Annotated in this window: 30 protein-coding genes; 8 read left to right on the top strand and 22 right to left on the bottom strand. The window is 63.9% G+C overall.

Going from position 1 to position 25,173, the window contains the following annotated elements:
- Positions 1-2 precede the first annotated feature (2 nt).
- Positions 3-317: a 3-phosphoglycerate kinase gene (locus tag HNE05_RS06805; protein ID WP_173204716.1), complete on the bottom strand. Its 315-nt coding sequence runs from the start codon at positions 315-317 to the stop codon at positions 3-5.
- Positions 318-365: 48 nt separating this feature from the next.
- Here HNE05_RS06805 and HNE05_RS06800 point away from each other — a divergent pair, with 48 nt between their 5' ends.
- The 3 genes from HNE05_RS06800 to HNE05_RS06790 are packed head-to-tail and all read left to right on the top strand — an operon-like array spanning position 366 to position 2,676.
- Positions 366-1,292, top strand: coding sequence for a PA3225 family LysR-type transcriptional regulator (locus HNE05_RS06800; protein ID WP_173204713.1), 927 nt, complete (start codon positions 366-368; stop codon positions 1,290-1,292).
- Between the two features lie 10 nt (positions 1,293-1,302).
- Positions 1,303-2,094: an alpha/beta fold hydrolase gene (locus HNE05_RS06795; RefSeq protein ID WP_173204710.1), complete on the top strand. Its 792-nt coding sequence runs from the start codon at positions 1,303-1,305 to the stop codon at positions 2,092-2,094.
- Positions 2,095-2,109: 15 nt separating this feature from the next.
- Positions 2,110-2,676 (top strand): peptidylprolyl isomerase, encoded by a 567-nt coding sequence (locus HNE05_RS06790; protein ID WP_173204707.1) that lies wholly within the window; start codon positions 2,110-2,112, stop codon positions 2,674-2,676.
- 177 nt (positions 2,677-2,853) lie between these two features.
- On the opposite strand, the gene HNE05_RS06785 is transcribed toward HNE05_RS06790, so the two are convergent.
- The 7 genes from HNE05_RS06785 to HNE05_RS06755 all read right to left on the bottom strand — a co-directional run bounded on the left by HNE05_RS06785 (position 2,854) and on the right by HNE05_RS06755 (position 6,744).
- A complete protein-coding gene (locus tag HNE05_RS06785; protein WP_173204702.1) occupies positions 2,854-3,207 on the bottom strand; it encodes a VOC family protein in 354 nt (117 codons plus the stop codon).
- A 42-nt stretch (positions 3,208-3,249) separates the two neighbouring features.
- Positions 3,250-3,744, bottom strand: a complete 495-nt coding sequence (locus HNE05_RS06780; protein WP_173204699.1) for an STM3941 family protein — start codon at positions 3,742-3,744, stop codon at positions 3,250-3,252.
- The gene (locus HNE05_RS06775; RefSeq protein WP_173204696.1) at positions 3,741-4,091 is read right to left on the bottom strand and encodes a hypothetical protein; all 351 of its coding nucleotides are present in this window, start codon (positions 4,089-4,091) and stop codon (positions 3,741-3,743) included. Before HNE05_RS06775 ends, HNE05_RS06780 begins: the two co-directional genes overlap by 4 nt.
- 21 nt (positions 4,092-4,112) lie before the next feature.
- Entirely contained in the window at positions 4,113-4,436 is a 324-nt protein-coding gene (locus HNE05_RS06770; protein WP_173204693.1) for a low molecular weight protein tyrosine phosphatase family protein, read from the bottom strand.
- Between the two features lie 16 nt (positions 4,437-4,452).
- Positions 4,453-4,674, bottom strand: a complete 222-nt coding sequence (locus HNE05_RS06765) for a hypothetical protein (RefSeq protein ID WP_173204689.1) — start codon at positions 4,672-4,674, stop codon at positions 4,453-4,455.
- Positions 4,675-4,777: 103 nt separating this feature from the next.
- A complete protein-coding gene (locus HNE05_RS06760; protein ID WP_173204686.1) occupies positions 4,778-6,436 on the bottom strand; it encodes a cation acetate symporter in 1,659 nt (552 codons plus the stop codon).
- The gene (locus HNE05_RS06755; protein ID WP_173204683.1) at positions 6,433-6,744 is read right to left on the bottom strand and encodes a DUF485 domain-containing protein; all 312 of its coding nucleotides are present in this window, start codon (positions 6,742-6,744) and stop codon (positions 6,433-6,435) included. The genes HNE05_RS06760 and HNE05_RS06755 overlap by 4 nt, the downstream gene beginning before the upstream one ends.
- A 454-nt stretch (positions 6,745-7,198) precedes the next feature.
- Between HNE05_RS06755 and HNE05_RS06750 the strand changes: the two genes are divergently transcribed.
- A complete protein-coding gene (locus HNE05_RS06750; RefSeq protein ID WP_173204679.1) occupies positions 7,199-7,423 on the top strand; it encodes a DUF2061 domain-containing protein in 225 nt (74 codons plus the stop codon).
- 62 nt (positions 7,424-7,485) lie between these two features.
- Positions 7,486-9,039, top strand: a complete 1,554-nt coding sequence (locus HNE05_RS06745; protein WP_173204676.1) for a glycoside hydrolase family 17 protein — start codon at positions 7,486-7,488, stop codon at positions 9,037-9,039.
- 169 nt (positions 9,040-9,208) lie between these two features.
- On the opposite strand, the gene HNE05_RS06740 is transcribed toward HNE05_RS06745, so the two are convergent.
- Positions 9,209-10,198 carry a tRNA dihydrouridine synthase gene (locus tag HNE05_RS06740; RefSeq protein WP_173204672.1) on the bottom strand — a complete coding sequence of 330 codons (990 nt, stop codon included), beginning with the start codon at positions 10,196-10,198 and terminating at the stop codon, positions 9,209-9,211.
- A gap of 279 nt (positions 10,199-10,477) precedes the next feature.
- Here HNE05_RS06740 and HNE05_RS06735 point away from each other — a divergent pair, with 279 nt between their 5' ends.
- Complete coding sequence (locus HNE05_RS06735; RefSeq protein ID WP_173204669.1) at positions 10,478-11,176, top strand: pirin family protein; 699 nt, start codon at positions 10,478-10,480, stop codon at positions 11,174-11,176.
- Between the two features lie 66 nt (positions 11,177-11,242).
- On the opposite strand, the gene HNE05_RS06730 is transcribed toward HNE05_RS06735, so the two are convergent.
- From HNE05_RS06730 to HNE05_RS06710, 5 genes are all read right to left on the bottom strand, one after another.
- Positions 11,243-12,724 carry a DNA recombination protein RmuC gene (locus HNE05_RS06730; protein ID WP_420827001.1) on the bottom strand — a complete coding sequence of 494 codons (1,482 nt, stop codon included), beginning with the start codon at positions 12,722-12,724 and terminating at the stop codon, positions 11,243-11,245.
- Positions 12,725-12,790: 66 nt separating this feature from the next.
- Positions 12,791-13,213, bottom strand: a complete 423-nt coding sequence (locus HNE05_RS06725; RefSeq protein WP_173204665.1) for a tetratricopeptide repeat protein — start codon at positions 13,211-13,213, stop codon at positions 12,791-12,793.
- Positions 13,214-13,747: 534 nt separating this feature from the next.
- Positions 13,748-14,500 (bottom strand): RES family NAD+ phosphorylase, encoded by a 753-nt coding sequence (locus tag HNE05_RS06720; RefSeq protein ID WP_173204662.1) that lies wholly within the window; start codon positions 14,498-14,500, stop codon positions 13,748-13,750.
- Between the two features lie 271 nt (positions 14,501-14,771).
- The gene (locus tag HNE05_RS06715) at positions 14,772-15,143 is read right to left on the bottom strand and encodes an antitoxin Xre/MbcA/ParS toxin-binding domain-containing protein (RefSeq protein WP_173204659.1); all 372 of its coding nucleotides are present in this window, start codon (positions 15,141-15,143) and stop codon (positions 14,772-14,774) included.
- A gap of 114 nt (positions 15,144-15,257) precedes the next feature.
- Positions 15,258-15,695, bottom strand: coding sequence for an HIT family protein (locus HNE05_RS06710; RefSeq protein ID WP_173204656.1), 438 nt, complete (start codon positions 15,693-15,695; stop codon positions 15,258-15,260).
- Positions 15,696-15,825: 130 nt separating this feature from the next.
- Between HNE05_RS06710 and HNE05_RS06705 the strand changes: the two genes are divergently transcribed.
- Complete coding sequence (locus HNE05_RS06705; protein ID WP_173204653.1) at positions 15,826-16,530, top strand: glutathione binding-like protein; 705 nt, start codon at positions 15,826-15,828, stop codon at positions 16,528-16,530.
- Between the two features lie 124 nt (positions 16,531-16,654).
- Here the strand turns inward: HNE05_RS06705 and HNE05_RS06700 are convergent, their stop codons facing one another.
- From HNE05_RS06700 to HNE05_RS06690, 3 genes are read right to left on the bottom strand one after another with little or no spacing between them, the layout of a single operon-like run.
- Positions 16,655-16,882 carry a DUF2798 domain-containing protein gene (locus HNE05_RS06700; RefSeq protein WP_173204650.1) on the bottom strand — a complete coding sequence of 76 codons (228 nt, stop codon included), beginning with the start codon at positions 16,880-16,882 and terminating at the stop codon, positions 16,655-16,657.
- Positions 16,879-17,478 (bottom strand): flavodoxin family protein, encoded by a 600-nt coding sequence (locus tag HNE05_RS06695; protein ID WP_173204647.1) that lies wholly within the window; start codon positions 17,476-17,478, stop codon positions 16,879-16,881. Before HNE05_RS06695 ends, HNE05_RS06700 begins: the two co-directional genes overlap by 4 nt.
- Before the next feature lie 38 nt (positions 17,479-17,516).
- Entirely contained in the window at positions 17,517-18,014 is a 498-nt protein-coding gene (locus tag HNE05_RS06690) for a DUF2938 domain-containing protein (protein ID WP_173204644.1), read from the bottom strand.
- Positions 18,015-18,095: 81 nt separating this feature from the next.
- Here HNE05_RS06690 and HNE05_RS06685 point away from each other — a divergent pair, with 81 nt between their 5' ends.
- On the top strand, positions 18,096-18,533 hold the full coding sequence (locus HNE05_RS06685; RefSeq protein WP_173204641.1) for a helix-turn-helix domain-containing protein: 438 nt from the start codon (positions 18,096-18,098) through the stop codon (positions 18,531-18,533).
- 45 nt (positions 18,534-18,578) lie between these two features.
- Here the strand turns inward: HNE05_RS06685 and HNE05_RS06680 are convergent, their stop codons facing one another.
- From HNE05_RS06680 to HNE05_RS06660, 5 genes are all read right to left on the bottom strand, one after another.
- The gene (locus HNE05_RS06680; RefSeq protein WP_173204638.1) at positions 18,579-20,024 is read right to left on the bottom strand and encodes a SulP family inorganic anion transporter; all 1,446 of its coding nucleotides are present in this window, start codon (positions 20,022-20,024) and stop codon (positions 18,579-18,581) included.
- Between the two features lie 283 nt (positions 20,025-20,307).
- Positions 20,308-21,609, bottom strand: coding sequence for an MFS transporter (locus HNE05_RS06675; RefSeq protein ID WP_173204635.1), 1,302 nt, complete (start codon positions 21,607-21,609; stop codon positions 20,308-20,310).
- A 449-nt stretch (positions 21,610-22,058) separates the two neighbouring features.
- Positions 22,059-22,733, bottom strand: coding sequence for a DUF3313 domain-containing protein (locus HNE05_RS06670; protein WP_173204632.1), 675 nt, complete (start codon positions 22,731-22,733; stop codon positions 22,059-22,061).
- A gap of 195 nt (positions 22,734-22,928) precedes the next feature.
- Positions 22,929-23,972, bottom strand: coding sequence for an FUSC family protein (locus HNE05_RS06665; protein ID WP_173204629.1), 1,044 nt, complete (start codon positions 23,970-23,972; stop codon positions 22,929-22,931).
- Positions 23,962-25,116 (bottom strand): HlyD family secretion protein, encoded by a 1,155-nt coding sequence (locus HNE05_RS06660; RefSeq protein ID WP_173204626.1) that lies wholly within the window; start codon positions 25,114-25,116, stop codon positions 23,962-23,964. Before HNE05_RS06660 ends, HNE05_RS06665 begins: the two co-directional genes overlap by 11 nt.
- Between the last annotated feature and the right edge of the window lie 57 nt (positions 25,117-25,173).

Raw genomic sequence — 25,173 nt, 5'->3', positions numbered from 1 at the left:
TCTCAGATGGGCTTGCAGGTCAGGTCGACGCGCAGCTTGATCACCTGACGACCGAACTTCACCGTCAGATTGCTGTTCTGCCCCGGCGCCAGATCGATCTTGCGCGTACGCGGCGCATCCGGGCCATTGCGGAACGTGGCCTTGCACTGGGCAGCCCGCTGACCGTAGTTGTAGAGCATCACCGAGCCGATATCGCTGTCGATATCCTCAAGCGTCGCCGACACTTCGGCGCCATTCATCTGCTTGTTCATTTCCACCGGATAAGCCACGGCGGTGAGCGGCAACAGAGTGACCAGAGCCAGGCAAAGCTTTTTCATGCAGCGTCTCCTTCAGGGGACACCAAGAGTAGAGAAGAGGAAGCAACGATGAAAGCGCCCCGTGTCACCCTTGATCAATGGCGCACGCTGCAGGCGGTGGTCGACCACAACGGCTTCGCCCAGGCCGCCGACGTGTTGCATCGCTCGCAATCCTCGGTGAGCTACACGGTGGCGCGCATGCAGGAGCAGCTCGGCGTGCCGCTGCTGCGCATCGACGGACGCAAGGCGGTGCTGACCGAGGCCGGCGAAGTGCTGTTGCGCCGCTCGCGGCAGCTGGTCAAACAGGCCAGCCAGCTGGAAGACCTCGCCCATTATATGGAGCAGGGCTGGGAAGCCGAGGTGCGCCTTGTGGTCGATGCCGCCTACCCCAACGCCCGCCTGGTCCGCGCCCTCTCCGCCTTTATCCCGCAGAGCCGCGGTTGCCGTGTGCGCCTGCGCGAGGAAGTGCTGTCGGGGGTCGAGGAAGTGTTGCTGGAAGGCACCGCCGACCTGGCCATCACCGGCCTGAACATCGCCGGCTACCTGGGCACCGAGCTGTGCAGCATCGAATTCGTCGCCGTCGCCCATCCTGATCACGCCCTGCACCGCCTACAGCGAGAACTGACTTTTCAGGATCTGGAGAGCCAGATGCAGGTGGTGATCCGCGACTCCGGCCGCACCCAGCCACGTGATGTCGGCTGGCTCGGTGCAGAGCAGCGCTGGACGGTCGGCAGCCTGCCCACCGCCGCCTCCTTCGTCAGCAGCGGCCTGGGCTTTGCCTGGTTGCCGCGCCACCTGATCGAACGCGAGCTGCGCGAAGGCCTGCTCAAGCCCCTGCCCTTGGCTCAGGGCGGCACGCGCAATCCCTCCTTCTCGCTGTATGCCAACAAGGAAAAACCCCTGGGCCCGGCCACGCAGATCCTCGTCGAACTGATCAAGACCTTCGATGCCGCCCCACTCGATGCGCCGTTCGCCGCGCCCCTGCCCGCCAACTGAAGGCCCAGCCATGTCTTATTTCGAACACGCCGGCTGCCAACTGCACTTCGAGGACCATGGGCAGGGCAGCCCACTGCTACTGATTCATGGCCTCGGTTCAAGTACCTGTGACTGGGAATACCAGGTGCCGCTGCTCAGCCGCAGCCACCGGGTGATTGCCCTCGACGTGCGTGGCCACGGCCGCTCCGGCAAGCCACGCGAAGCCTACAGCATCGCGCAGTTTGCCGACGACGCGGCCGCACTGATCGAGCACCTCAGCCTCGGCAAGGTGCACCTGGTCGGCATTTCCATGGGCGGCATGATCGCCTTCCAGCTTGGCGTCGACCGCCCTGAGCTGCTGCACAGCCTGACCATCGTCAACAGCACCCCGGAAGTCCGCGCCAAGAGCCTGGGCGACTGGTGGCAGTTGGGCAAGCGCTGGGCACTCTCGCGCCTGCTCAGCCTGGAGACCATTGGCAAGGGCCTGGGCCGCATCCTCTTCCCTCGTCCGGAACAGGCCGAGCTACGGCAGAAGATCGAGCAACGCTGGCCGCAGAACGACAAGCGCGCCTACCTCGCCAGCCTCGATGCCATCATCGGCTGGAGTGTGCGGGAACACCTGGGCCGCATCACCTGTCCTACGTTGGTGATCAGCGGTGATCGCGACTACACCCCGGTGGCGCACAAGCAAAGCTACGTCGAGCTGCTGCCCGACGCGCGCCTGGTGATCATCCAGCAGTCGCGCCACGCCACGCCGATGGATCAACCCGAGCAGTTCAACACGACCCTGCTGAGCTTTATTGGCTCAGTTGAAAAAACCTGAAAACAAGGAACTACCATGCTCAACAAACTTGCCCTCGCCGCCTGCAGCCTGCTGCTCAGCCTCAATCTGATGGCCGCCGAGACTGCCACCGAGAACCCCCATGTGCTGCTGACCACCAGCCTCGGTGAAGTCGAAATCGAGCTGGCCGCCGACAAGGCACCGATCAGCGCCAAGAACTTCCTCGCCTATGTGGAATCCGGTTTCTATGACGGCACCCAGTTCCACCGGGTGATCCCCGGCTTCATGATCCAGGGCGGCGGCTTCGATGCCGACATGGGCGAAAAAGACACCCAGGACCCGATCAAGAACGAGGCCGATAACGGCCTGCGCAACCTGCGTGGCACCCTGGCCATGGCCCGCACCCAGGTAGTCGACTCGGCCACCAGCCAGTTCTTCATCAACCACAAGGACAACGCCTTCCTCGATCACGGCGGCCGCGACTTCGGCTATGCGGTGTTCGGCAAGGTAGTGCGCGGCATGGAAGTAGTCGACAAGATCGCCCAGGTCCCGACCGGCAACCGCGGCATGCACCAGAACGTACCGCGCCAACCGGTGCTGATCATTTCCGCGAAGAAGCTTTAAACCCCCAGTTGACGCAGAGTCGGCTCAAAAGCTCTCAGAACCTGTTTAGGGGCTTTTGAGCTAGAGCCAGGCAAGGCGAAATTGGGCGAGGACGCGGAGTTTACGAGGTGTAAATGAGCAGTCCGAGCCCAATTTCAACGCAGCATGGCCGACGATCAAGAGATCCTAAATAGGTTCTCAGTGCTCGGACCAGACCGCCAGCTCATTCCCATTCGGATCGGCGAACTGGAAGCGGCGGCCACCGGGGAAGCTGAAGATATCCTTGACGATGCACCCACCACCCTCGCGCACCCGCGCCAGCACGGCTTCCAGGTCATCGGCGTAGAGCACCACCAGCACCGAGCCATTGGCGGTGGTGGCATTCAGGTTGGCCTTGTAGAAACCTCCGTCCAGGCGTCCGTCATTGAAGGCGCAATACTCCGGTCCGTAATCGACGAACTGCCAGCCGAATACGCTGTTGTAGAACGCCTTGGCCAGCAGCAGATCCCTGGCGGGCAACTCGATATAGTCGATCTTGCGGTCTGCGGGCATGACACTGTTCCTCAATGAAATGGATAACGGCCGGCCAATCGATCAGCGCATGGCTAAGCGCCGGGTCAGGCACAAGCTATTGAGCTGCTGCGCCAACACCTCGGCGCGCAGACCATAAGTATCCGGCAAGGCACTGTGGTAACCCGACAGCGCCTGCGAAATTGCCACACCACGACCGTGCGGCACATGGCCCTGGGCGAAATTCCAGGCCACCAGCGAGTTGCTGCTGATGCGCACCACCGCGAAACCGGTCACCGCGACCCAGGCAATACGGTGCGCACGAAACAGACTGCAGTAGGTGAAGCCCTGCTCATCCAGATGCAGATAAGCAGCACGCGGATGCAACTGCATGAGAAACACCAATGCGCCCAGGGCAAATAGCAGCGCACAGAAATAACCGAGCAGCACGCCGTTGAGCACCATCCATACGCCCACCCCGCTGAACAGCAGGCACCCCAGCAGCAGAAGCAGGGTTTTCCCGCGCGCGGGATAGAGCACCAGCGGCAAACTCAGCTCAGGCTGCAGGGCTGCGTTCATTGGCGATTGCCTCCATCCGGCCTGGACAGCACCTGCAGGCGATCGCTACGCACCCAGACGCCGGCATCCTCCTCGTCACCCGCCGGGTAGAGGATCTGCGACCAGGAGCCGTACTCGGCGTAGATGGCAACACCATCACCGGGAATGATGAACTTGCCGCGAATCGGGCAGGCCGCATCCGGCGCCGAATGAAACTGCGCGCGCCCCTGGCCGATCACCTCGCCGATATAGGGACGGTGCTCGGCACCGGTCTTCACCGCAGCATCCAGCGCTGCGCAGTCGATCTGCTGCGCCAGTGCCGCTGAGCTGATCAGGCACAACGCCGCCAGCCACTTACCCTTGTGCATCCCTGCTCCTCCTGTGCCCGCTCAGCGCAGCAAGGCGCCTACCTTCTGCTCCAGCAGGCGCACCAACTCCAGCTGCATGAAATCGTAATTGTCGGGAATATCCAGACAGATCACCCGCTTGCCTTTCAGCGCGGCGGCGAAGCGTTGCTTGAGCCGGCGCCCGTGCACCGCTTCCATGACGAAAATCAGTTCGGCCCACTGCACCTGCTCCAGCGACAGCACCTGTTCGGCATCCGGACTGAGGCCCGCCGAGTCGCTTTGTACACCCGGCCAACTGGCAAACACTTGCTCCGCCGTCGGGCTGCGCAGGCGGTTGCGGCTGCAGATAAACAATACGCGCGGCAAGCGCTGCTCTCCGAGATCAGGCGCGGCGGTGCGCGCGGGCCAGCAGGATAATCCCGAGCAGCGCCAGCGCGCCAATCGACAGACCATAGCACCAGGGCGCCGGCCCGGAATGCCCCAGCGCCTCGATACCGATACGGGTATCCAGCCAGCCCCACAGCGGCAGCAACAGCAGCGTCAGCAAGACCCCGCCACACAAGGCGCCCAGGCCGATGGCCAGCAACATAAAAAACACCCGCATCAGTAACACCCTGCTGGTTTAACGTCGATCCAGCCTAGCAAAACAGCGCGCATAAAAAAGGGCAGCCAACAGGCTGCCCGAAACACGCGGAGTATCTTGCGGGTTAGTGCGCGACCGCACCACTGGCGCCCAGGCCGGTCTGCGAGCGGACGAACTGCGAGTAGAAACGTGCACGTTCCTCGCCGGCGGCAACGGACTTGTCGGTGATCGAGAAGAACCAGATACCGGTGAAGGCAATCGCCATGGAGAACAGTGCCGGGTACTCGTAGGGGAAGATCGCTTCGGCATTGCCGAGCACCTGCACCCACACGGTTGGGCCGAGAATCATCAGGCCCACGGCGGTGATCAGGCCCAGCCAGCCGCCAACCATGGCGCCACGGGTGGTCAGCTTCTTCCAGTACATGGAGAGAATCAGTACCGGGAAGTTGCAGCTGGCCGCGATGGAGAAGGCCAGACCGACCATGAAGGCGATGTTCTGCTTCTCGAACGCGATGCCCAGGCCGATGGCCAGGATGCCGAGTGCCACGGTGGTGATTTTCGATACGCGCAGTTCATCTTTCTCGTTGGCTTTGCCTTTCTTGATCACGCTGGCATACAGGTCATGAGACACCGCCGACGCACCGGCCAGGGTCAGACCGGCCACCACGGCGAGGATGGTGGCGAACGCCACAGCGGAGATGAAGCCGAGGAACCAGCTACCGCCCACCGCGTTGGCCAGATGCACTGCCGCCATGTTGTTACCGCCGAGCAGAGCACCGGTGGCGTCCTTGAAGGCCGGGTTGGTGCTGACCAGCAGGATCGCGCCGAAGCCGATGATGAAGGTCAGAATGTAGAAGTAGCCGATGAAACCGGTGGCGTAGAACACCGACTTGCGCGCTTCCTTGGCATCGCTCACGGTGAAGAAGCGCATCAGGATGTGCGGCAGGCCAGCGGTACCGAACATCAGCGCCAGACCGAGGGAAATCGCCGAGATCGGGTCTTTCACCAGGCCGCCGGGGCTCATGATCGCTTCGCCTTTCGGGTGTACGGCGATGGCTTCACTGAACAGGCGGGCGAAGTCGAAATCGACGTGCTTCATCACCATCAGCGCCATGAACGAGGCACCGGAAAGCAGCAGCACGGCCTTGATGATCTGTACCCAGGTGGTCGCCAGCATGCCGCCGAACAGCACGTAGAGCACCATCAGGATGCCGACCAGGATCACCGCCACATGGTATTCGAGGCCGAACAGCAGCTGGATCAGCTTACCGGCGCCGACCATCTGCGCGATCAGGTAGAAGGCCACCACCACCAGCGAACCGCTGGCAGACAGGGTGCGGATCTGGGTCTGGCCGAGACGGTAGGAAGCCACGTCGGCGAAGGTGTACTTGCCGAGGTTGCGCAGGCGTTCGGCGATCAGGAACAGGATCACCGGCCAGCCGACCAGGAAGCCGATCGAGTAGATCAGGCCGTCATAGCCAGAGGTGAACACCAGCGCGGAAATACCCAGGAACGAGGCCGCCGACATGTAGTCGCCGGCAATCGCCAGGCCGTTCTGGAAACCGGTGATGCTGCCGCCGGCGGTGTAGAAGTCGGAGGTCGAGGTGTTGCGCTTCGACGCCCAATAGGTGATGTACAGCGTGGCGCCGACAAAGGCGAGGAACATGACGATGGCCGAAGTGTTCAGCGGCTGGCGCTGCACTTCACCTTCCAGTGCACCGGCGGCCCAGAGTGCTGGGGCCAGTGCCATCAGGCCGATGGCGGTAAGAAGACGCGCGATCATTTCTGCACCTCGTCGAGAATGGACTGGTTCAGGGTGTCGAACTCGCCATTGGCGCGCTGCACATAGATACCGGTCAGCACGAAGGCCGAGATGATCAGGCCCACACCCATGGGAATGCCCCAGGTAATCGGCGAATCCGCACTGATGCGGGTACCGAGCAGCTGTGGCTCGAAGGCGATGAGCAGGATGAAGGCCACGTACAGGCCGAGCATGATGGCGGAAAGGATCCAGGCGAAGCGTTCGCGCTTGGCGACCAACTCCTGGAATTGCGGATTCTGTTCAATCCGCTTGTAGATGCTGTCGTTCATTGTTGTTGTCCTCCGCAGCACGGGTTGCTGGTGAGTCCACTCTAGAACGATGAGCAATCCACGACAGACGACCTTAGTCGTAGCCGGGGGCATTCTCGACCAAAGTCTTAGAACCTGTTTACGATCTCCTGACTCGCGGCCATACCGCGTTAAAAACGGCCTCGGCAAGCAGCTTGCCGCTAACGCGCTTCAGCGCGACCCGAAGGGCGAGTGAACGAGTCATGCTCATTTACAGCTCGTAAACTCCGCTTCCTCGGCGTTTTGACCAGCCGGTGGCTGTTACTGGCGTAGCGCCTTGTCTGGCTCTAATTCAGAAGATCCTAAACAGGTTCTTAGAGCCCGAGACATTCATTAGGCGAATCTATCCAACGGATACATAACCGCCATTTCACCGGGCTCCGGACGCCACCTAAGCTGCACCTCAAGAAAGAACAATTCTTATTCGAGGTGCGCCATGCTCAAGACCATCACCTTCACCCTTATGCACTTCTGCATTGCGTTCGGCGTAACCTACGCACTCACCGGCAGCGTGGCGGCCAGTGGCCTGGTGGCAGCGATCGAGCCGCTGTGCAACTCGGTAGGGTTCTACTTCCACGAAAAAGTCTGGCAGCGCTTCGAGCGGCGTGGCGCGCAGAAGTCAGTCATCCCCCAGCATGCGTGGTTGCACCACCAGGCATGAGCTGCCCGCAGGGGCTTCTGATCCGCTAAGATGCGCGGCTTTGTCGCCACGCATCCAGAACCATGAGCCAGCCCGATCGTTCCCTAGCACTGCCCTACCTGTTTGCCAGCCTGCTCGCCATGCTGGCCCTCGCTGCCCTCTGGTACGCGATTGGCCGTCCGGTCGTGCTGGCCGATGCCGCCACACCGACACACAAGCTGCAGTGCGCTTCCTACACGCCGTTCGGCAAGGATCAGTCACCCTTCCAGCAGCCATTCGTGCTGCGCCCGGAACTGGTGGATGCCGACCTGGCCCTGCTGGCCCAGCGTTTCACCTGCATCCGTACTTACTCGCAGATCGGCCTGGAAGCCATTCCCGAGCTGGCCCGCAAACATGGCCTGAAGATGCTCGCCGGCGCCTGGGTCAGCAGCAATCCGGTCGATAGCGCCAAGGAAGTCGCGGCGCTGATCGACACCGCCAATCGCTATCCCGATGTGGTCGACGCGGTGATCGTCGGCAACGAAGTGCTGCTGCGCAAGGAAACCACCCCCGAACACCTGGTCGAGCTGATCGGCCAGGTCAAGGCCGCGGTCAAACAGCCCGTGACCTATGCCGATGTCTGGGAGTTCTGGCTGGAACACCCCGAGGTGGCGCCCGCGGTGGACTTCCTCACCATCCACCTGCTGCCCTATTGGGAAGATGACCCGAGCAGCATCGAGCGCGCCCTGCACAAGGTCGCCGAGGTGCGCCAGACCTTCGGCAACGCCTACGCACCCAAGGACATCCTGATCGGTGAAACCGGTTGGCCGAGTGAAGGCCGCCAGCGCGAAACCGCCCTGCCAAGCCGGGTCAACGAAGCGCTGTTCATGCGTGGTTTCGTCAAACTGGCCGAGGAACATGGCTGGCGCTACAACCTGATCGAGGCCTTCGATCAACCCTGGAAGCGTGACAGCGAAGGTGCCGTTGGCGGTTACTGGGGCCTGTTCGATGCCGATCGCGGCGACAAGGGCATCCTCGCCGGCCCTGTCTCCAACCTGCCGCACTGGCCGCTGTGGCTGGCACTCAGTGGCGTGCTGCTGGCGGCGACCCTGCTGTTCGCCGGGCGGCCGGCTTCGCGCCGCGCCGCCCTGTTGCTGCCGCTGGCCGCCGCCCTGGGCGGTGCCTGTATCGCCGGCTGGAGCGAGCTGGCCAGCATCACCAGCCGCAGCACCGGCGAATGGCTGTGGGCGCTCGCCCTGCTGCTGCTCAACCTGATCGTGCTGGCGCATATCAGCCTGGCCTTGTCCGCCCGCAACGGCTGGCGCGCCGGTCTGTTCGCCTGGCTGGAAGCCCGTGCTGGCTGGTGGCTGGCGGCCAGCGGCTTTGCTGGCGCGGTGTTGATGCTGGGGCTGGTGTTCGACGCGCGCTATCGCAGCTTCCCCAGCGTGGCCCTGCTGCTGCCGGCACTGGTTTACCTGTGCCGCCCGGTGCACGGCCCGCGCCGGGAAATCGCCCTGCTCGCCCTGCTGATCGGCGCCGGCATCGCCCCGCAGCTGTACCAGGAAGGGCCACACAATCTGCAGGCCATCGGCTGGGCGATCAGTTCGGTACTGCTGGTCGCGGCACTGTGGCGCAGCCTGCGCCTCAAGCGCAGCTGAGCAGCGGTTTTCATCGGTTGGGTGCGCCATGGGCAGCCGACCCTCTCGGCGCACTTACTGAGTGTGCAGGGTGTTCAACCAGGGCATAGGGATAACACCCGCGCACCGCTAACCCCGCGCCAGCCCCTGAGGCGCAGTGCGCACCCGCGTCAGCATCGAACGACCGGGATCAGGACAGCTCAGTACAAGGTTCGGCATCGGCAAGCCGCGCCGTGCTCTGGCAACCGAGCAAGGCATCCAGCCGTTCACAGTCGGTCTCGCGGCGCATGGCCGTGAACAGCGTCAGCGCCTCCGGGTAACTGCGAGTGAGCATGGCCAGCCACTGTTTGAGCCGGCCCGGCGCATAGCGGGGGGCGATCTTGCGCCGCGCCTGTTGCCAGAAGTCCTGCAGCAGCGGTTGCAGATCTATCCAACTCAGCGGCTCGAGCTCCTGCCCAGTGCGGGCGGCGGCGATCTGCCGGGCCAGGTCGGGCCGTGACACCAGGCCGCGGCCGAGCATGATGTCCTCGACACCACTGACTTCGCGGCAGCGCCGCCAGTCGTCGAGGCTCCAGATCTCGCCATTGGCGTATACCGGCACGGCCACCGCCTCCTGCACCCGCGCCACCCATTCCCAGTGCGCGGGCGGCTTGTAGCCATCGGTCTTGGTCCGCGCATGCACCACGATCTGCCCGGCGCCGCCATCGGCCAGGGCCCTGGCGCAATCCAGGGCGCCATCCGGGCTGTCGAAGCCCAGGCGCATTTTCGCCGTTACCGGGATATCCCGCGGTACGGCGCGGCGCACTTCGCTGAGAATCGCGTGCAGCAGCTCCGGCTCCTTGAGCAGCACGGCGCCGCCGCGCGACTTGTTCACCGTCTTGGCCGGGCAACCGAAGTTCAGGTCGATGACCGGCGCGCCCAGTTCGCAGGCATAGGCGGCGTTTTCTGCCAGGCATACGGGATCGGAGCCGAGCAGCTGCACCCGCAACGGTGTGCCGCTGCGCGTACGCGCGCCCGTACCCAGCTCCGGGGCAAGCTTGCGAAAGTGCGAGGCCGGCAGCAGGCGGTCGCTGACCCGGATGAACTCGGTCACGCACCAGTCGATGCCGCCGACACGGGTCAGCACATCGCGGAGGATTTCATCGACCAGGCCTTCCATGGGTGCCAGGGCTATTTGCACAGCGGGAGTCTCGCGAAACGGGGCGGCGATTGTAACGGCCGCCGCCCAGGCTTTACAGGCTGGCCGGGCTTTTACGCCGAGCGGTGGTCGTACCTGCCTGATAAGCGCCGTGACCAGGCGCAGAACTGGGTAACGGGCCATCAGCCCCGACAAATAAACATCTAATTAATAGATATTAAACCTGGATATTTTGCGCTTTTTATCCACACCTAACAGATAGATCATGCCTGCCATCACCACTGCACGGCACGTGCGCCGCGCACCAGCAGGAGTACGAACATGATCGAACTGCGCCCCTTCAACTCCCTCGGCCATGCCCAGCACGGCTGGCTGAACGCTCGCCACCACTTTTCCTTCGCCGAGTACCACGATCCGCAGCGGGTCAACTGGGGCACGCTGCGGGTCTGGAACGACGACGAGATCGCCGCCCACAGCGGCTTCCCGCCGCACCCGCACCACGACATGGAAATCATCACCTACGTCCGCGAGGGTGCCATCACTCACCGCGACAACCTGGGCAACCAGGGTCGCACCGAGGCCGGTGATGTGCAGGTGATGAGCGCCGGCACCGGTATCGCCCACTCCGAGTACAACCTGGAGGATGTCACCAGCAAGATCTTCCAGATCTGGATCATCCCCAACCAGGTCGGTACTGCGCCGTCCTGGGGTGCCAAGCCTTTCCCAAAGGGTGAGCGCGCCGGTCAGTTCGTGGTGCTGGCCAGTGGTCACGAGAGCGATGCCGACGCCCTGCCGATCCGTGCCGACGCCCGCCTGGTGGCCGCCACCCTGGCCGCCGGGCAGAGCGCCGAATACCCGCTGGGCCGCCTGCGCAAGGGTTACCTGGTGGCGGCCAAGGGCCTGATTGAGGTCAATGGCATCAGCGCTGCCGAACGCGATGGCGTCGCCATCTCGGGCGAGGAAGTGGTACGGGTTACAGCGCTCGAAGACAGCGAAGTGATCCTGGTCGACGTGGCCTGAGCCGCAACGTAGCCCGGACTTCGGTCCGGGGCTCACCAGCGCCCCGGCTTGCCCGGGGCCGGCGCCCTACTCGCCTGCTTCGTCCAGCAATGGCACGCCGGCTGCGCGTTCGAGCAGTTCGGTCGGCAAGCTCTTGCTGGCGCGAGCACCAAGCAGCTTGAGGTTTTCAACGCGGTTGATCAGGTTGCCACGGCCTTCACAGAGCTTGTTGCGCGCCGCCGCATACGCCTTGTCCAGCTGCTGCAGGCGGCTGCCGACTTCATCCAGATCACCGATGAAGGCGACGAACTTGTCGTACAGGTCGCCGGCACGCTTGGCGATCTCGATGGCGTTCTGGCTCTGCCGCTCCTGGCGCCACAGGCTGTCGATCACCCGCAGGGTGGCCAGCAGCGTGGTGGGGCTGACGATCACGATGTGCTGCTCGTAGGCCTCCTGGAACAGACCCGGATCGGCCTGCAGGGCGGCGGCAAAGGCCGCCTCGATCGGCACGAAGAGCAGCACGAAGTCCAGGCTGTGCAGGCCCTCCAGGCGTTGGTAATCCTTCACCGAGAGGCCCTTGAGGTGGCTGCGCAGGGACAGCACATGCTGCTTCAGCGCCGTGGCGCGGCTGTCCTCGTCCTCGGCGGCGACCAGTGCCTGGTAGGCGGTCAGGCTGACCTTGGCGTCCACCACCACCTGCTTGTCGCCCGGCAGCTGGATCAGCACGTCCGGCTGGAAGCGCTCGCCATCGGCACCCTTGAGGCTGACCTGGGTCTGGTACTCGCGGCCCTTCTCCAGGCCGGCATGCTCCAGCACCCGCTCCAGCACCAGTTCGCCCCAGTTGCCCTGGGTCTTCTGGCCTTTGAGGGCGCGGGTCAGGTTGGTCGCTTCGTCACTCAGGCGCTGGTTGAGCTGTTGCAGGCGCTCCAGCTCCTTGCCCAGGGAGAAGCGCTCGCGGGCTTCCTGCTGGTAGCTCTCCTCGACGCGCTTCTCGAAGGCCTGGATGCGTTCCTTGAGCGGATCGAGCAACTGGCCCAGGCGCTGCTGGCTGGTTTCGGCGAAGCGCTGCTCGCGTTCATCGAAGATCTTCCCGGCCAGCTCGGCGAACTGCGCGCGCAGTTCGTCGCGGGCGGCCTGCAAGTCGCTCAGGCGTTGCTGATGGTGTTCCTGCTGTTCGCGCAGTTCGGCCGCCAGGCCGGCACGCTGGCTCTCCAGCTGGCGCAGCTCGGCTTCCTTCTGTTCGCGCTCGCGACCCCAGCTCTGCGCCGCCTCGCGCGCCGTTTCACGCTCAACCCCGAGCAGCTCGGTTTCACGGCGCAGGGCCGCCAGATCGGCTTGCTGGCGCGCACCTTCCTGCTGCAGGTGACGCAGTTCGTCGACACTGCTGTCGAGCTGGGCGGATAAGCCGTCCTGGGCCAGGCGCGCGTTATTCAGGCGCTCTTCCAGCAACTGCCGCTCGGCACTGCCCTGTGCCTGCTGGCGTTGCAGACGCCAGACCAGCAGAGCCAGCGGTGCGGCACCCAGCAGCAGGCCGAGCAACAGATTGGAAAGGTCGAGGGTAAAGGGCAAAGGCACGGGCGGGCTCGCTGTCTGGTTCGCGGTGCCCGGCAGTATACCTAGCGAAGAGAGGGTCGATCAGGCGCTTTTTGGCAAGCGGCCAAGCAGTCGAGCGGCTTCGTGGGAGCCTTGTGCGGCAGCCAGTTCCAGCCAGTGGCGGGCCTGCTGCGGTTCGCGCTGGCGCGGCTGGCTATACAGGCGACCGAGCTCCAGTTGCGCACGCGCATCGCCCGAACGCGCAGCCTGACGCAGCAGCTCCAGACCGATGCGGCGGTCACGGGCATTGCCGCAATCGCGGCAGAGCAACTGACCCAGGCGGCTTTGTGCCACCACCACGCCCTGGCGTGCCGGCTGCTTGAGCAGACGCCCGGCCAGCCGCTTGATGCTGGCACTGTGCCCCAGGCGCGGGCTCTCGAGCAGCCAGAGGGCCAGGCGCATCGACAGACGCGGATGTTCGCTGGGTAGATTGTGGGCAGTAACGGGCAGGACGCGAGATTTCATGGAAACACGAGCTGGCTGCGGGGCGCGCCACTCTACTCTCTTTTTTCCAGCGGTAAAGACTTGAAAAAAGCGCAGAAAGCCGTCCTAGAGCAATCGCTCGGGACAATCCACAAAAGCTGTGGATAACTCCGTGGACAACTTGCTGAAAACTCCTCTCGACTCCGATGCCATGGGCCTTCCGCTCAAACTGGTGCTTTTTTCACCAACTTAAAAAATCTTTATTTTTCATTGACTTAAAAAATCGCCATGGATAATCAAGCGGTTACGCGGGTTTATGACAGAAGGTTGACAAGGCGCCTCGCAATTGTGCACAAGTGCGCCCAGCTTGGCTGCGGCGCGCCCCGTTTAAGGGCGATTTCCGGGCACCGTAGAGCCCTAGGGGGCTGCAGGCCGGTGGCTCGTCAGAATGAGGATTAGCTCCTCGTCTCACGGCGATAAAACAGCCCTTGAGAACGAGCACAGTTCGCCCAGCTAGCAGAGGGCGCCGTGCGCCCCATATGGGCCTCTGGGTGCGCAGGGCGGACCCTACGCGCCTCAGGCAGGCAGCGGCAAACGCCCATCAAGCAGAAACAGCGGCAACGGGAAGATCCGCGGCGTGTCCGGGGCCTGGGCATTCTTGAAAGCCACGTAGGTGGGCGTGGTTTCGCACAGCCAGGGCAGCAGGTTGCGCGGGCGCCGCTCGCTGAAGGCCTGCGGTGTATAGAGGGCGACGTTGTTGCCCTGCTGCGGGCAGCGTGCTGAGGGGAACTCGAACGCTTCCACCCCGGCCTCGCGCATGGCGCTGCCCAGTGCGTGGGTGGCGCGGTAATCGCTGCGGTGAGTCAGCAGCTCGCGGTGCTGGTCGAACGGCGGTTGGTGCAGACGGATACCGTGCTGCACCTGGTAGCGCGCCTCGAAGGAAGCATGTTCGGAAAGGATCCGCCCGCTCGGCGGCGGCTCGGCCATGCCGTGCCACAGCACGAAGCGGTAGAAGGCGGTCTCCGCCATCGCCGTTTCCAGCCGGCAGGCGGCGTAGAACAGGCTCGGCTCGTGGCGCCGACCGAAGCGCGAACCCCAGCGCAGCGGCGGATAGCGGAACGGTGTGTGCAACAGGTAATGCAGCGGCTCGTCACTGCGCGGCAGCGGTGGCTTGCTGCTTTCCAGCAGCTGTTCGAGCAGGGCCTGCTCTTCCAGGGTATCGACCAGTTGCAGGGTGGCCACCTGCTCCTGGCTTTCCACCAGGCGCACCAGGCGCCCGCGCAACGGGGTGATCTGCTCTGCACCGGCACAGGCCTGCCAGATATCCATATCGCTGCTCACTTGGACCGACCACTGCGGTCATGAAAACGTAGCCCGGATGCAATCCGGGGAAACCTTGTGGTGCCGCTCCCGGATTGCATCCGGGCTACGTCAGCAGGAAATACCCGAGGCAGGCTCCCAGAACCTGTTTAGGATCTTTTGAGCTAGAGCCAGGCAAGGCGAAATTGGGCGAGGGCGCGGAGTTTACAACTGTAAATGAGCAGCCCGAGCCCAATTTCAACGCAGCATGGCCGACGATCAAGAGATCCTGAACAGGTTCTCAGACCTTGCCGCGAATGGCGTCCAGGTACTCCACCACCCGCACCAGCCCCTGCACCTGGTTCATCTGCTGCAACGGCACGCCGGCCAGGTGGCGGTTGTCGGTGCGCAGGAAGTGGCGCATGTCTTCGAGGTTGCCGCCGAACAAGGCGAACAAGGCGCGGTAGGCGCGGATCAGCAGCAGGGCCAGCTCGCCGGTCTTGCTCTGCGGGCGCAGGCCACCGCTGTCGCCCCAACGGCTGATGGCGGAACGGTTGACCCCGACAATGCCGGCCAGCTCCGCCTGGGTCAGGCCCAGTTGCTCACGGGTATTGAGCAAGGCCTTGAGCAGAACCGCATCGGCGTCGACACCAGGCTTGTTGAGCGCACTCATGGCTGCCTCCTGATTCCTGTTTGAAACAAATCTAGCAAACAATGAAACAAACAGACACCACAATATGCAATCCAGCGCCCAACGGCGCGCCAGGCCGCACCACCGATGGGCGGCCTAGCCTGCCATGCGCGCCAACAAACGCGCCTGCAGCCGCTCCAATTCGGCCGCATCGGCCTTGGCGCTAGCATGCACGCCCAGCTTCTCGCCCTCGAAGCGCGGCACGATGTGCATGTGGATATGGAACACCGTCTGCCCGGCCGGCGCGCCATTGAACTGTGCCACCTGCACGCCGACCGGCTGCAGCTCGTCCACCAGCACGCGGGTCAGGCGCTGCACCACGGCCATTACCTTGGCCAGGCTGTCGCTGTCGATTTCCAGGATATTGCGTGCCGCCGCCTTTTTCGGGATCACCAGCGTGTGGCCGTAGGACTGCGGAAATACGTCGAGAAAGGCCAGCACGTCGTCGTCCTCGTACAGCTTGTAGCAAGGGGCCTCGCCGCGAATGATCAGGGCGAAGATGTTCTGCGGATCGTAAGTGCCGTGCAGGCTCATCGGGGTTCTCCATGGTGCGTGGTTCGATGGCGCACCATACCGACTTCTGCACGCCGGGAAAAACCCGCGAGCTGACCAAACGCACATTCGCCGCTATCCTGACCTTTATGCCACGCTGCCCGGAACGCCCATGCCAGACCTCTCCGCCTTCCCCATCACGCACAAATGGCCTGCTACCCAGCCCGAGCGCCTGCAGCTCTATTCGCTGCCCACGCCCAACGGGGTCAAGGTGTCGATCATGCTCGAAGAGATCGGTCTGCCCTACGAGCCGCACCTGGTCAGTTTCGACAGCAACGACCAGCTCAGCGCGGAGTTCCTCTCGCTCAGCCCGAATAACAAGATCCCCGCCATCCTCGACCCCAATGGCCCGGACGGTCAGGCGCTGGAGCTGTTCGAGTCCGGTGCAATCCTGCTCTACCTCGCCGATAAAACCGGCCAACTGCTGCCCCAGGACTCCGCCGCGCGCTATCAGACCATCCAGTGGCTGATGTGGCAGATGGGTGGGGTCGGCCCGATGTTCGGCCAGGTCGGTTTCTTCCATAAATTCGCCGGCAAGGACTACGAGGATAAACGCCCGCGCGACCGCTACATCGAGGAAGCCAAGCGTCTGCTTGGTGTACTCGACCAGCGCCTGCAAGGCCGCGAGTGGGTCATGGGCGACGCCTACAGCATTGCCGATATCGCCATCTTCCCCTGGGTGCGCAACCTGATCGGTTTCTATGGCGCGGGGGTATTGGTCGAGTTCGAGCGTTTTGCCAATGTGCAGCGGGTTCTCGAGCGCTTCCTCGCGCGGCCGGCGGTGGTGCGGGGGCTGGGGATTCCGCGGCGGGATTGAACGGATGGCAGCCTGCAGCCAGCGCCATTGGCCACTGCCCTGGGCGGCCGCAGGCGCAACCAGACCCATGCTGCAGGCAAACCCACCCGGCCAGGTCACGGGCAGTCAGTCTGCCCCTGCCCCCTTAATCGCTACGCACCAGCCACTCGACCACGCGGCGAGCCAGCGGGCTGATCAGCAACACCAACGGCAAAGCCAGCAGCCAGGCCGTCAGCCAGGCGCCGAGCCACAGGCTGGCAAAGCCGGGGGTCGGGCCTGTGGCGCGGAAGGTGGACAGCCCCGAGACCAGCAGAGACATCACCCCCGAGAGAATCAGGGCGAACAGCAGCGGGCTGTATTTGCGCGGGATCATCCGACCACCTCCAGGCTCTGCGTGAGCGGGCTGGGGTGATGCAGGCGCTGCAGGGTGGCGGCGAAGTTCTGCCCGAATAGCCGCGCGGTCTTGATATCGCCCGGCACAAACGAATCGGCCGACGAGGCCTTTTCCGCCTGGGCCATCAGCCCCGACCAGGAACCAAGACGGTTCGCCGCTTCGTCGTAGGCAACGCCGCTGTGCTGCTCCGGCAAAATCGGATTGCCGACCCACAGCATGCCGTGCTGCATGCAGAAGACGAACATCGACAGCAGCGTCGATTGTTTGTCACCGGCCGGCAACGCCGACACCGTGAAACCCGCCGCCAAGCGCCCGCGCAACTGCTGGCTGCGCCACAGCCCGCCGGTCGCATCCATGAAGGCCTTGACCTGGGCCGACACTCCGCCGAGGTAAGTGGGCGAGCCGAGGATGTAAGCGTCGAAGCCGAGTAACGCATCCGGCGCCGCTGCCAGGTCTTGCGCCTGCAGCAGGTCAACCTCGATCCCGGACACGCTGCGCGCACCTTCAGCAATGAGGCGGGCGATGTGCTCGGTATGCCCATGGGCACTGTGGTAAATCACTGCGATTTTGTTCATGGCTGGTACTCCAGGTTGTGCGTGATGCGTTGCTGCGCTCAGCGCAGCAGTGCGCCGATCAATACGGCGGCCAGGTAAAGGCCCAGGCCGAACACGCTGTGATTGGCCACGCTCTTGATGCAGTTCTGCAGTGGGGCTGGCGTCTTGGCGGCGGCGAAGCCGGAGCCCATGGCCGGCTGAATCACCAGCAAGGGGACGCTGACCGTGGCGACGCCCACCAGCAGCGCCGGGAGCAGCGTCGGCTGCCAGGCCCAGTCCAGGCCGACGATGGCCAGCAGCAGCCCGGCAAAGGCGATACCGGTGACGTAGTGCATCAGCCAACCCAGGGCCAGTTCGCCACGGATCGGCGGCGCCTTGGCGATGGCCGCATGGGCCAGCTTGCCGCGCAGCAGGTGCCCTACCCAGCGGCCGATGAAGGCAAAGTTCAGGGTCGGCACGCCACCGTATTTCAACAGCATCAGCCAGATATCCATCAGCGCCGTCGCCACGATGCCAATGCCGGCCGCCAGGGTTATGAATTGCAGTAAGTTCGTCATAAGGACCTCTTCAAGGTTGACCCGCCAGGGGTTCTGCTTGAATCTACAAGTTCAAGTGAACTTGAGGTCAAGGGGTATCTGATGGATATCGCTGAAGTCGCCAGACGATCCGGCGTACCGGCATCGGCGCTGCGTTTTTACGAAGAAAAGGGACTGATCGCTTCGCTCGGCCGCCAGGGGCAACGACGCAGCTTTGCGCCGCAGATACTCGATCAGCTGGCGCTGATCTCGCTCGGCCAGTCGGCCGGCTTCACCCTGGAGGAAATCCGCTCGATGTTCGCGCCCGGCGGTGCGCCGGCTATCGACCGGCAGATGCTCGCGGCCAAGGCCGATGAGCTCGATGCCACCATCAAGCGCTTGCAGGCCATGAGCAATGGCTTACGCCATGCGGCGGCCTGCCCGGCGCCGAGCCACGCCGAGTGCCCGACCTTCCAGCGCCTGGTGCAAGCGGCAGCGGCCAGCGCGCACGAACGCAAGCACAGCAAGGGCCTGCGCAAGGGCACACCGCCGACCCGCTAGCCATGGTTCAGGCAGAGGACAGCAAGGCCGCGCCGCGTAGCGACCTCAGTCGTGCGCTACGCCGTAGCGCTTGAGCAGTTGCTTGCAACGCCCGGACAGGTGCAGCACGCGCAGCTGCTTGCCAGCCTTGCTGTAACGCTCGCGCAAGGTCTTCAGCGCGGCGATGGCCGAGTAGTCGACGAAGCTCAGGTGACGGCAGTCGAGGACAACCTGCTGCGGATCATTGGCCGGGTCGAACTGGTTGAGGAAGGGCGTGGTCGAGGCGAAGAACAGTGTGCCGTGCAGGCTGTAGAGCTTGCTGCCATCGGCTTGCAGATGGCTGTCGGCATACAGCTCGCGGGCGTGCTGCCAGGCGAAGTTGAGCGCGGCGATGACGATGCCGCAAAGCACGGCGGTGGCCAGGTCGGTGAACACGGTGATGGTGGTCACTGCAATGATCACCAGCACATCGTTCAGCGGCACCCGGTTGAGCACCCGCAACGAAGCCCAGGCAAAGGTCTGCTGCGCCACCACGAACATCACCCCGACCAGCGCCGCCAGCGGAATGCGCTCGATCAAGGGCGAGAGAAACAGCACGAACAGCAGGATCATCACCCCGGCAACCACGCCGGAAAGCCGGCCACGGCCGCCGGAGCTGAGGTTGATCACGGTCTGCCCGATCATCGCGCAGCCACCCATGCCGCCGAATGCCCCGGAGATCATGTTGGCCGCGCCCAGGGTCACGCACTCACGGTCTGGAAAGCCACGGCTCTCGGTGATCTCGTCGGTCAGGTTCAGCGTCAGCAGGGTTTCCAGCAGGCCGACCAGGCCCATCAAGATCGCGTAGGGCGCAATGATGCGCAGGGTTTCCCAGGTCCAGGGCACTTGCGGCAGGGCAAACTCCGGCAGGCCGCCGGCGATGTGCGCCATGTCGCCCAGGGTGTGGGTCGGCAGGCCGAGCAGGTACACCGCCAGGCCCACGCCGAGGATCGCCACCAGCGCCGGCGGCACGCTGCGGGTCAGGCGCGGCAGCAGGTAGACGATGGCCATGGTCAGCGCCACCAGGCCGAGCATCAGGTACAGGGCAGTACCACTGAGCCAGACCTCGCCCTGCTTGAAGTGCTCCAGCTGGGCCAGGGCGATGATGATCGCCAGGCCATTGACGAAGCCGATCATCACCGAGTGCGGCACCATGCGGATCAGTTTGCCCAGGCGCAGCACCCCGAACAGGATCATCAGCAACCCGCCGAGCAGCACGGTGGCCAGCAGGTACTGCACGCCGTGCTCGACCACCAAAGCGACTATCACCACGGCCATCGAGCCGGCGGCACCGGAGACCATGCCCGGACGCCCGCCGAACAGCGCGGTCAGGGTGCAGATGATGAAGGCACCATACAGCCCCATCAGCGGATTGAGGTGTGCTACCAGGGCGAAGGCGATGCACTCCGGCACCAGCGCGAACGAGGTGGTGAGCCCGGCCAGGACGTCGGCACGCAGACGTTTTACTTTCATGCAATAACCCAAGGGCAGACGGGCAAAGCCGGTCCGCGGAGCGTGTGGGGAACGAGGGCTGCGGATGTTACGGAAATGCGCGCGGGCCGGCCAGTGATTGGCCGACCCGCGCGTGAAACAAACCGGCGCATCAGTGGCTTTTAGCCTTCAGGGGCTCCCACGCTATCGCGACGTATCAGGCGGACACGGTGCGCCTTTGCCCCCTCTCCCCCAGCCCCTCTCCCACAAGTGGGAGAGGGGAGTATCCGAGTTCCGTCACAGGCTAATGCGCCCTTCCCCGCCATCATCTCGCCGACTGGTCGCCAGCCTCTGCCGCCGGGTTGGCGCGCTGCATCTGCTCGTGCACCGTGCGTTCCTCCACACGCGGATCGAGGGCGGCCGATAGCGGTGAACTGGTCATGTTGTCCGGCACGGCCACGTGCTGCAGCGGGGCATTTTCCACCGGTTGCATGTGCTTGATGGTGTCCGGGCGCACGCGGAAGATCAGCACGAAGGCGCAGAAGCAGACAAAGGCGTAGAGCATGTTCGGCCCCAGCTCGCGCATCAGCAGACCCGCCGTCAGCGGCCCCAGGCAGGCGCCGATGCCGAAGGTGACCAGCAGCATGGCCGTCAGCGATACCCGGTGCTCGGCCTCGATGTAGTCGTTGGAGAACGCCACGGCCAGCGGGTACAGGCTGAACTGCAACAGGCAGAAGACAAAGCCCAGGGGGAACAGCAGCGCCAGCGGCAGCTCGGTCAAGATGGCCAGGGGCAGACTGGCCAGGGTCAGTAATACCGCGCAGTTGCGAATCAGCGCGCCGCGGTCGTAGCGATCCGACAGCCAGCCCAGCGGCCACTGCACCAGCAGGCCGGCGAGGATGCAGCTGGCCATGAACAGGCCGACCTGCAGGGTACTCAGGCCCATGCGCGAGGCATGCAGCGGCGCCAGACCATAGAAGGAGCCGATGGCCAGGCCCGAGACCAGGATGGTGGTCAGCGACTGCGGCACCCGCTTGATGAAGAACATCGGCTCCAGCGCCACCGGCTGCATCGGCGCCGGGTGGCTGCGACGGGTCATGGCCACCGGCACCAGGCACAGGGTGAAGCACAGCGCCACCAGCATCAGCAGCTCCAGACCCAGTGCCGGATGCAGCACCAGGGTGAGCTGGCCGAGCATCAGGCCGAGGTAGCAGGCAATCATGTAGCCGGAAAACACCCGCCCGCGCTGGCTGGCATCGGCCTGCTCGTTGAGCCAGCTCTCGATCACCATGTACTGGCACATCATGCCCAGGCCCACCAGCGCGCGCAGCACCAGCCAGGCCGGCAACCAGTCAATCAGGCCGTGGCCGAGCACGGCGGCGCCGACCACCCCGGAACTGGAAACGAAGGCGCGCATATGGCCGACCCGAGCAATCAGCCGATGACCGACCTTGCCGCCCAGCACCAGACCGAGATAGTTGGCCGCCATCAGCGCGCCGATCCACGCGGTATCGACCTTGTCCGCGGCCAGGCGCAGGCCCAGGTAGGTACTCAACAGGCCGGAGCCGATCAGCATCAACAGGGTGGCGAAATACAGTGAGCGAAACGACTTCCAAATACTGGTCATGAACGGCTCGGCGGTTCGATCAGGGAGGGCCTAGAGAAACAGGCCGCACAGGCTTATCGGGGAATGGACTGGAGTATGGTTCAGCTAAGCAGAGATCACTGCGCAGCAGACAGGGCCTGGTCATCACGCAAGCCGACGACCCATGAGCTGAGACCGCCCGCTGGACCTGCAGCGTCACAGTGGCCGCAGGAGCACACCCGCCCCACTCAGAGTGGTGGTGCCACACGCGGCCTACCGATAGCGCCACCTTCCACTGGGAGCGCAACTTGAGTGATGTTTATGGCGTAACGCGTGGGGATGGTGTGGCGGGAGCAAGGGTAGTGCGGGACAGGATTGCACGTTGAGCAACGCCAATCAGCTGGGAACTAAAGCGAGTGAGGAAGCAGATCAGCCCCGCAGAATCACAGGCTCGACAGCCTGGATTCTGCGGGGCAGCGTTTAACCAGGCATTACTTGATAAAAGCCTGCATATCCGCGCTCAGGTCTTTGATGGCTACCTTGAAGTCATTCGCAGTGATCGCTTGGCTGTTGTTATCCAGGGCTGCGCCGAAGACTTTGCGCACCACTTTCGCAACCGGCAGGCCGGTAGTCGCGTCGACAAGATCTGCCTCCACATACAGCTCGGTGTTCTGGTCGCGATAACCGCCTGCGACGGAAACGGCGCCAGCAACGGCCGTCACAGGCAGAACTTCATACCAGCGCATCCCCTGGTTCGAGGCGGAAACGCCGGTAATGGCTGCATGCAGAATCAAGGTACGCGAGCCTGGCGCGGCCGCTGTTGCGTTAGAGACAAGCTTGTATTTCTGCCCCAATACGTTCTTTACGCTAAGGCTGGTGAGCGACTGCAATTCCTGTAGCGTCTGCAAGTTGACCCGCTCGTTGGGTTTGGGCGCCGGATACAGTTCAAGCTGGTCGAAGGCGACCGTGTTGTAGGCATCCGGGTTGAAGCCCTCCGCCACCCAGCGCATTACCGGCTGCCCACTCGCCGAGGTAGTCTTCTGCAAACCCTCGTAGCTCGGCAAGAAGCCGGAATACTGGGTTTCGTCCGTCACTTTCGAGACACAACCAACCAGCAATACGCTGCTCAGTGCGATACCACTCAGCAATTTTCCAGACATGTTCATGTACGACCTACTCCCTGTTCTATGAGCTCTATGCGGCAGGTGGCATTAGAGGAAGATCACTTATAACTGATTGAGATTACTTCGGTAAGCGGCGCCCGCGCAGTGTGCAATCGATACCCTGCTGGGTCGTAAACCGCTCTTGCCCGCGACTGCTTGCGCGCATCCGCCCCCTCATTTGTGCCGGGGTGCTGCAACCTAGCGGGCCATCACTCGCTCGATCGCTCTCGGCCTGGGCCACAGCAGAGCCGCCAGGCAAAGGGCATAGAGGATCGCAAACAGTACATAGGCGATGCGCGTGGAGAACAGCTCCGGAGTACTGGTGGGCAACGGAGAGATGCCGAGGCCGAACAGAATCAGGAAGGTGATCAGCCCACCCCCAAACACCTTGCCCGTCGCGTTGCCCATGGCGGCTTTGCCGGCAAACAGCAGGCTCACCAGCAGCAATAGCAGCGCCACCATCCACAGGGTCGGGCGCAGCTCGAACAGGGTAAACGCCAGGGAAGCCGCCACCCCACCGAGCAGGTTGACCAGCATCAGACCGAGTGCCGCACGGCTGGTCATCCCCAGCTCAAACTGGCTAAGCAGCGAAGCTACCGTGATGGGGATAACCATCGCCGTAGCCAGCCTGGGATCGCTCAGGCATAGGGCAACCATGGCCAGCAGAATCAAGGCACTGGCCATGGCCTGGCGAATCACCAGGTCCAGCTCGTACTTGGGGGCGGGCAGATCCTCGTCATGCTCGCCGGCAGGGTCAGGGAACACCGCGTGGGCAGCCCAGGTAAGCAGCAGCCCCAGGCTCACCGCCTTGGCCAGCAGCAGAACGATGGACTCGCCCAGATCGCGCTGGAGGATATCGAGCATCGGTACCGCGATGGCGATCACCAGCATCAGCGCCGGCCCGGCACCACCGACCTGGCGGCCTTGCGCGGTAAAGCAGGCAAAGTAGAACAGCCATAGCAGCGGTAGTAGTACCCACGGCCGCTCGCCCAACAGGCCGGTCGCAAGCACCAGCAGCGCGCCGGTCAGGATGACCACCAGCACCGTCACCAGTCCTTGGCGCAAGGCCGGTGGGCGGCGGCTGGCAAACAGGAACTGGCTGGCAAACAAGGGCGCGAAAAACGGCAACGTGCTGCCCAACACCAGCCCCATGCACAAGCCTACCGTCACCGCCAAGGCAACACGCAGCCCCTGGCGCTTGGCCCGCATGAGTTCCAGCGACGGCTGGCCGTCAGTTGACATAGTTCAGCACGGCGCCAAGGCGGGCAAGCAATGCCCCCAGTGCGTTGGTCAGCGGATTGTCACCGCTATAGATCACCACACTCACTTGCGAGCCATAACGCGGACCGATCGGGTATGGCGTATCCACGAGCAGACGCACCGGGAAACGCTGCGGGTCGCGCACCCAACCGCTCTCGTTACGCACCGAGGGCAGCGCGGAGGTACTGCTGCCCTCCTGCGCCACACCCCAGCCGACGCTTTCTACGCGGCCCTTGAACACCCGGCCCGGCAACAGATCGAACACCAGCTCTGCCGAGTCATTGGCCTGCACATGCTCCAGGCTGTTTTCCTTGAAGGCGGCCGACACCCACACGGTAGTGGAGTCGATAAAGGTCAGCGCCGGCTGGCCAATGCTCACCACCTGGCCGACAGCCAGCTGCAGGTTGGTGATCACACCATCGGCTGGCGCAATAACCTCGGTACGCACCAGATCCAGTCGGGCCTTCTCCAGCGCCGCCAGTGCCTGCTTGAACTGCGGGTTGTCGTTGCCCTTGGGGCCCAGCTCTTGCTGCGCGCGCTGCAGGTCGGCCTGGGCCTTGCTCACCGCCGCTTCAGCGGAATCCAGCGAGGCCTTGGCTTCATCCAGACGCGCGCGGGCATACACCCCACGCTCCACCAGTTGCATGACCCGGCGCGTCTGCTCGCGCACGTTGTCACGCTGGGCACGCGCCGACACCAACTGAGCCTGGGCGGCGTCCACCGAAGCGGTATTGGCGCCCACTGCCTGACCGGCCTCCTCCAGCCGCGCCTCGGCTTCGGCGATGGCAATGTCGTACGGTTGTGAATCGATGCGGAACAACAGCTGGCCGGCCTTCACCCGCGCGTTGTCGACCACGCTGATTTCCGTCACGCGGCCACCGACCTCGGCCGCCATCTGCACCACATAGGCTTGCACCACGGCCTGCGAAGTCGATGGCGTGCGGCGCTCCATCACGATGGACACGGCAAACAGCACCCCAATTGCCACCACCACGCCCAGCGCAATACGCCGCAACGGATTGGCTGGCGCCGGTTTTTCCGTCGGCTTTTCTGCCGGCTTTTGCGCGGCGGGTTCAGCGACCACGGCCGCCTCGGTGGGGTCGGGCGAATTCAGTGTTTCGGACATATCGGCACCTGCTGGTAGCGCAATTCAAGGCAGCCCGGCGCCGGGCCGGGCAAGAGC

It is taken from the genome of Pseudomonas campi (genome assembly GCF_013200955.2).
Classification (GTDB): Bacteria; Pseudomonadota; Gammaproteobacteria; order Pseudomonadales; family Pseudomonadaceae; genus Aquipseudomonas; species Aquipseudomonas campi.
The sequence above is the reverse complement of the archived record's forward strand: the minus strand, read 5'-3'. Positions and strand labels throughout refer to the sequence as shown.

Coding starts and splice junctions, on each gene's coding strand:
- HNE05_RS06795 (WP_173204710.1), top strand. CDS start 1,303: ATGTCTTATTTCGAACACGCCGGCTGCCAACTGCACTTCGAGGACCAT.
- HNE05_RS06725 (WP_173204665.1), bottom strand. CDS start 13,213: ATGAAATCTCGCGTCCTGCCCGTTACTGCCCACAATCTACCCAGCGAA.
- HNE05_RS06755 (WP_173204683.1), bottom strand. CDS start 6,744: ATGAACGACAGCATCTACAAGCGGATTGAACAGAATCCGCAATTCCAG.
- HNE05_RS06690 (WP_173204644.1), bottom strand. CDS start 18,014: ATGACGAACTTACTGCAATTCATAACCCTGGCGGCCGGCATTGGCATC.
- HNE05_RS06735 (WP_173204669.1), top strand. CDS start 10,478: ATGATCGAACTGCGCCCCTTCAACTCCCTCGGCCATGCCCAGCACGGC.
- HNE05_RS06785 (WP_173204702.1), bottom strand. CDS start 3,207: ATGCCCGCAGACCGCAAGATCGACTATATCGAGTTGCCCGCCAGGGAT.
- HNE05_RS06710 (WP_173204656.1), bottom strand. CDS start 15,695: ATGAGCCTGCACGGCACTTACGATCCGCAGAACATCTTCGCCCTGATC.
- HNE05_RS06780 (WP_173204699.1), bottom strand. CDS start 3,744: ATGAACGCAGCCCTGCAGCCTGAGCTGAGTTTGCCGCTGGTGCTCTAT.
- HNE05_RS06745 (WP_173204676.1), top strand. CDS start 7,486: ATGAGCCAGCCCGATCGTTCCCTAGCACTGCCCTACCTGTTTGCCAGC.
- HNE05_RS06750 (WP_173204679.1), top strand. CDS start 7,199: ATGCTCAAGACCATCACCTTCACCCTTATGCACTTCTGCATTGCGTTC.
- HNE05_RS06660 (WP_173204626.1), bottom strand. CDS start 25,116: ATGTCCGAAACACTGAATTCGCCCGACCCCACCGAGGCGGCCGTGGTC.
- HNE05_RS06665 (WP_173204629.1), bottom strand. CDS start 23,972: ATGTCAACTGACGGCCAGCCGTCGCTGGAACTCATGCGGGCCAAGCGC.
- HNE05_RS06790 (WP_173204707.1), top strand. CDS start 2,110: ATGCTCAACAAACTTGCCCTCGCCGCCTGCAGCCTGCTGCTCAGCCTC.
- HNE05_RS06685 (WP_173204641.1), top strand. CDS start 18,096: ATGGATATCGCTGAAGTCGCCAGACGATCCGGCGTACCGGCATCGGCG.
- HNE05_RS06720 (WP_173204662.1), bottom strand. CDS start 14,500: ATGGATATCTGGCAGGCCTGTGCCGGTGCAGAGCAGATCACCCCGTTG.
- HNE05_RS06675 (WP_173204635.1), bottom strand. CDS start 21,609: ATGACCAGTATTTGGAAGTCGTTTCGCTCACTGTATTTCGCCACCCTG.
- HNE05_RS06695 (WP_173204647.1), bottom strand. CDS start 17,478: ATGAACAAAATCGCAGTGATTTACCACAGTGCCCATGGGCATACCGAG.
- HNE05_RS06800 (WP_173204713.1), top strand. CDS start 366: ATGAAAGCGCCCCGTGTCACCCTTGATCAATGGCGCACGCTGCAGGCG.
- HNE05_RS06765 (WP_173204689.1), bottom strand. CDS start 4,674: ATGCGGGTGTTTTTTATGTTGCTGGCCATCGGCCTGGGCGCCTTGTGT.
- HNE05_RS06705 (WP_173204653.1), top strand. CDS start 15,826: ATGCCAGACCTCTCCGCCTTCCCCATCACGCACAAATGGCCTGCTACC.
- HNE05_RS06680 (WP_173204638.1), bottom strand. CDS start 20,024: ATGAAAGTAAAACGTCTGCGTGCCGACGTCCTGGCCGGGCTCACCACC.
- HNE05_RS06805 (WP_173204716.1), bottom strand. CDS start 317: ATGAAAAAGCTTTGCCTGGCTCTGGTCACTCTGTTGCCGCTCACCGCC.
- HNE05_RS06760 (WP_173204686.1), bottom strand. CDS start 6,436: ATGATCGCGCGTCTTCTTACCGCCATCGGCCTGATGGCACTGGCCCCA.
- HNE05_RS06670 (WP_173204632.1), bottom strand. CDS start 22,733: ATGAACATGTCTGGAAAATTGCTGAGTGGTATCGCACTGAGCAGCGTA.
- HNE05_RS06715 (WP_173204659.1), bottom strand. CDS start 15,143: ATGAGTGCGCTCAACAAGCCTGGTGTCGACGCCGATGCGGTTCTGCTC.
- HNE05_RS06700 (WP_173204650.1), bottom strand. CDS start 16,882: ATGATCCCGCGCAAATACAGCCCGCTGCTGTTCGCCCTGATTCTCTCG.
- HNE05_RS06775 (WP_173204696.1), bottom strand. CDS start 4,091: ATGCACAAGGGTAAGTGGCTGGCGGCGTTGTGCCTGATCAGCTCAGCG.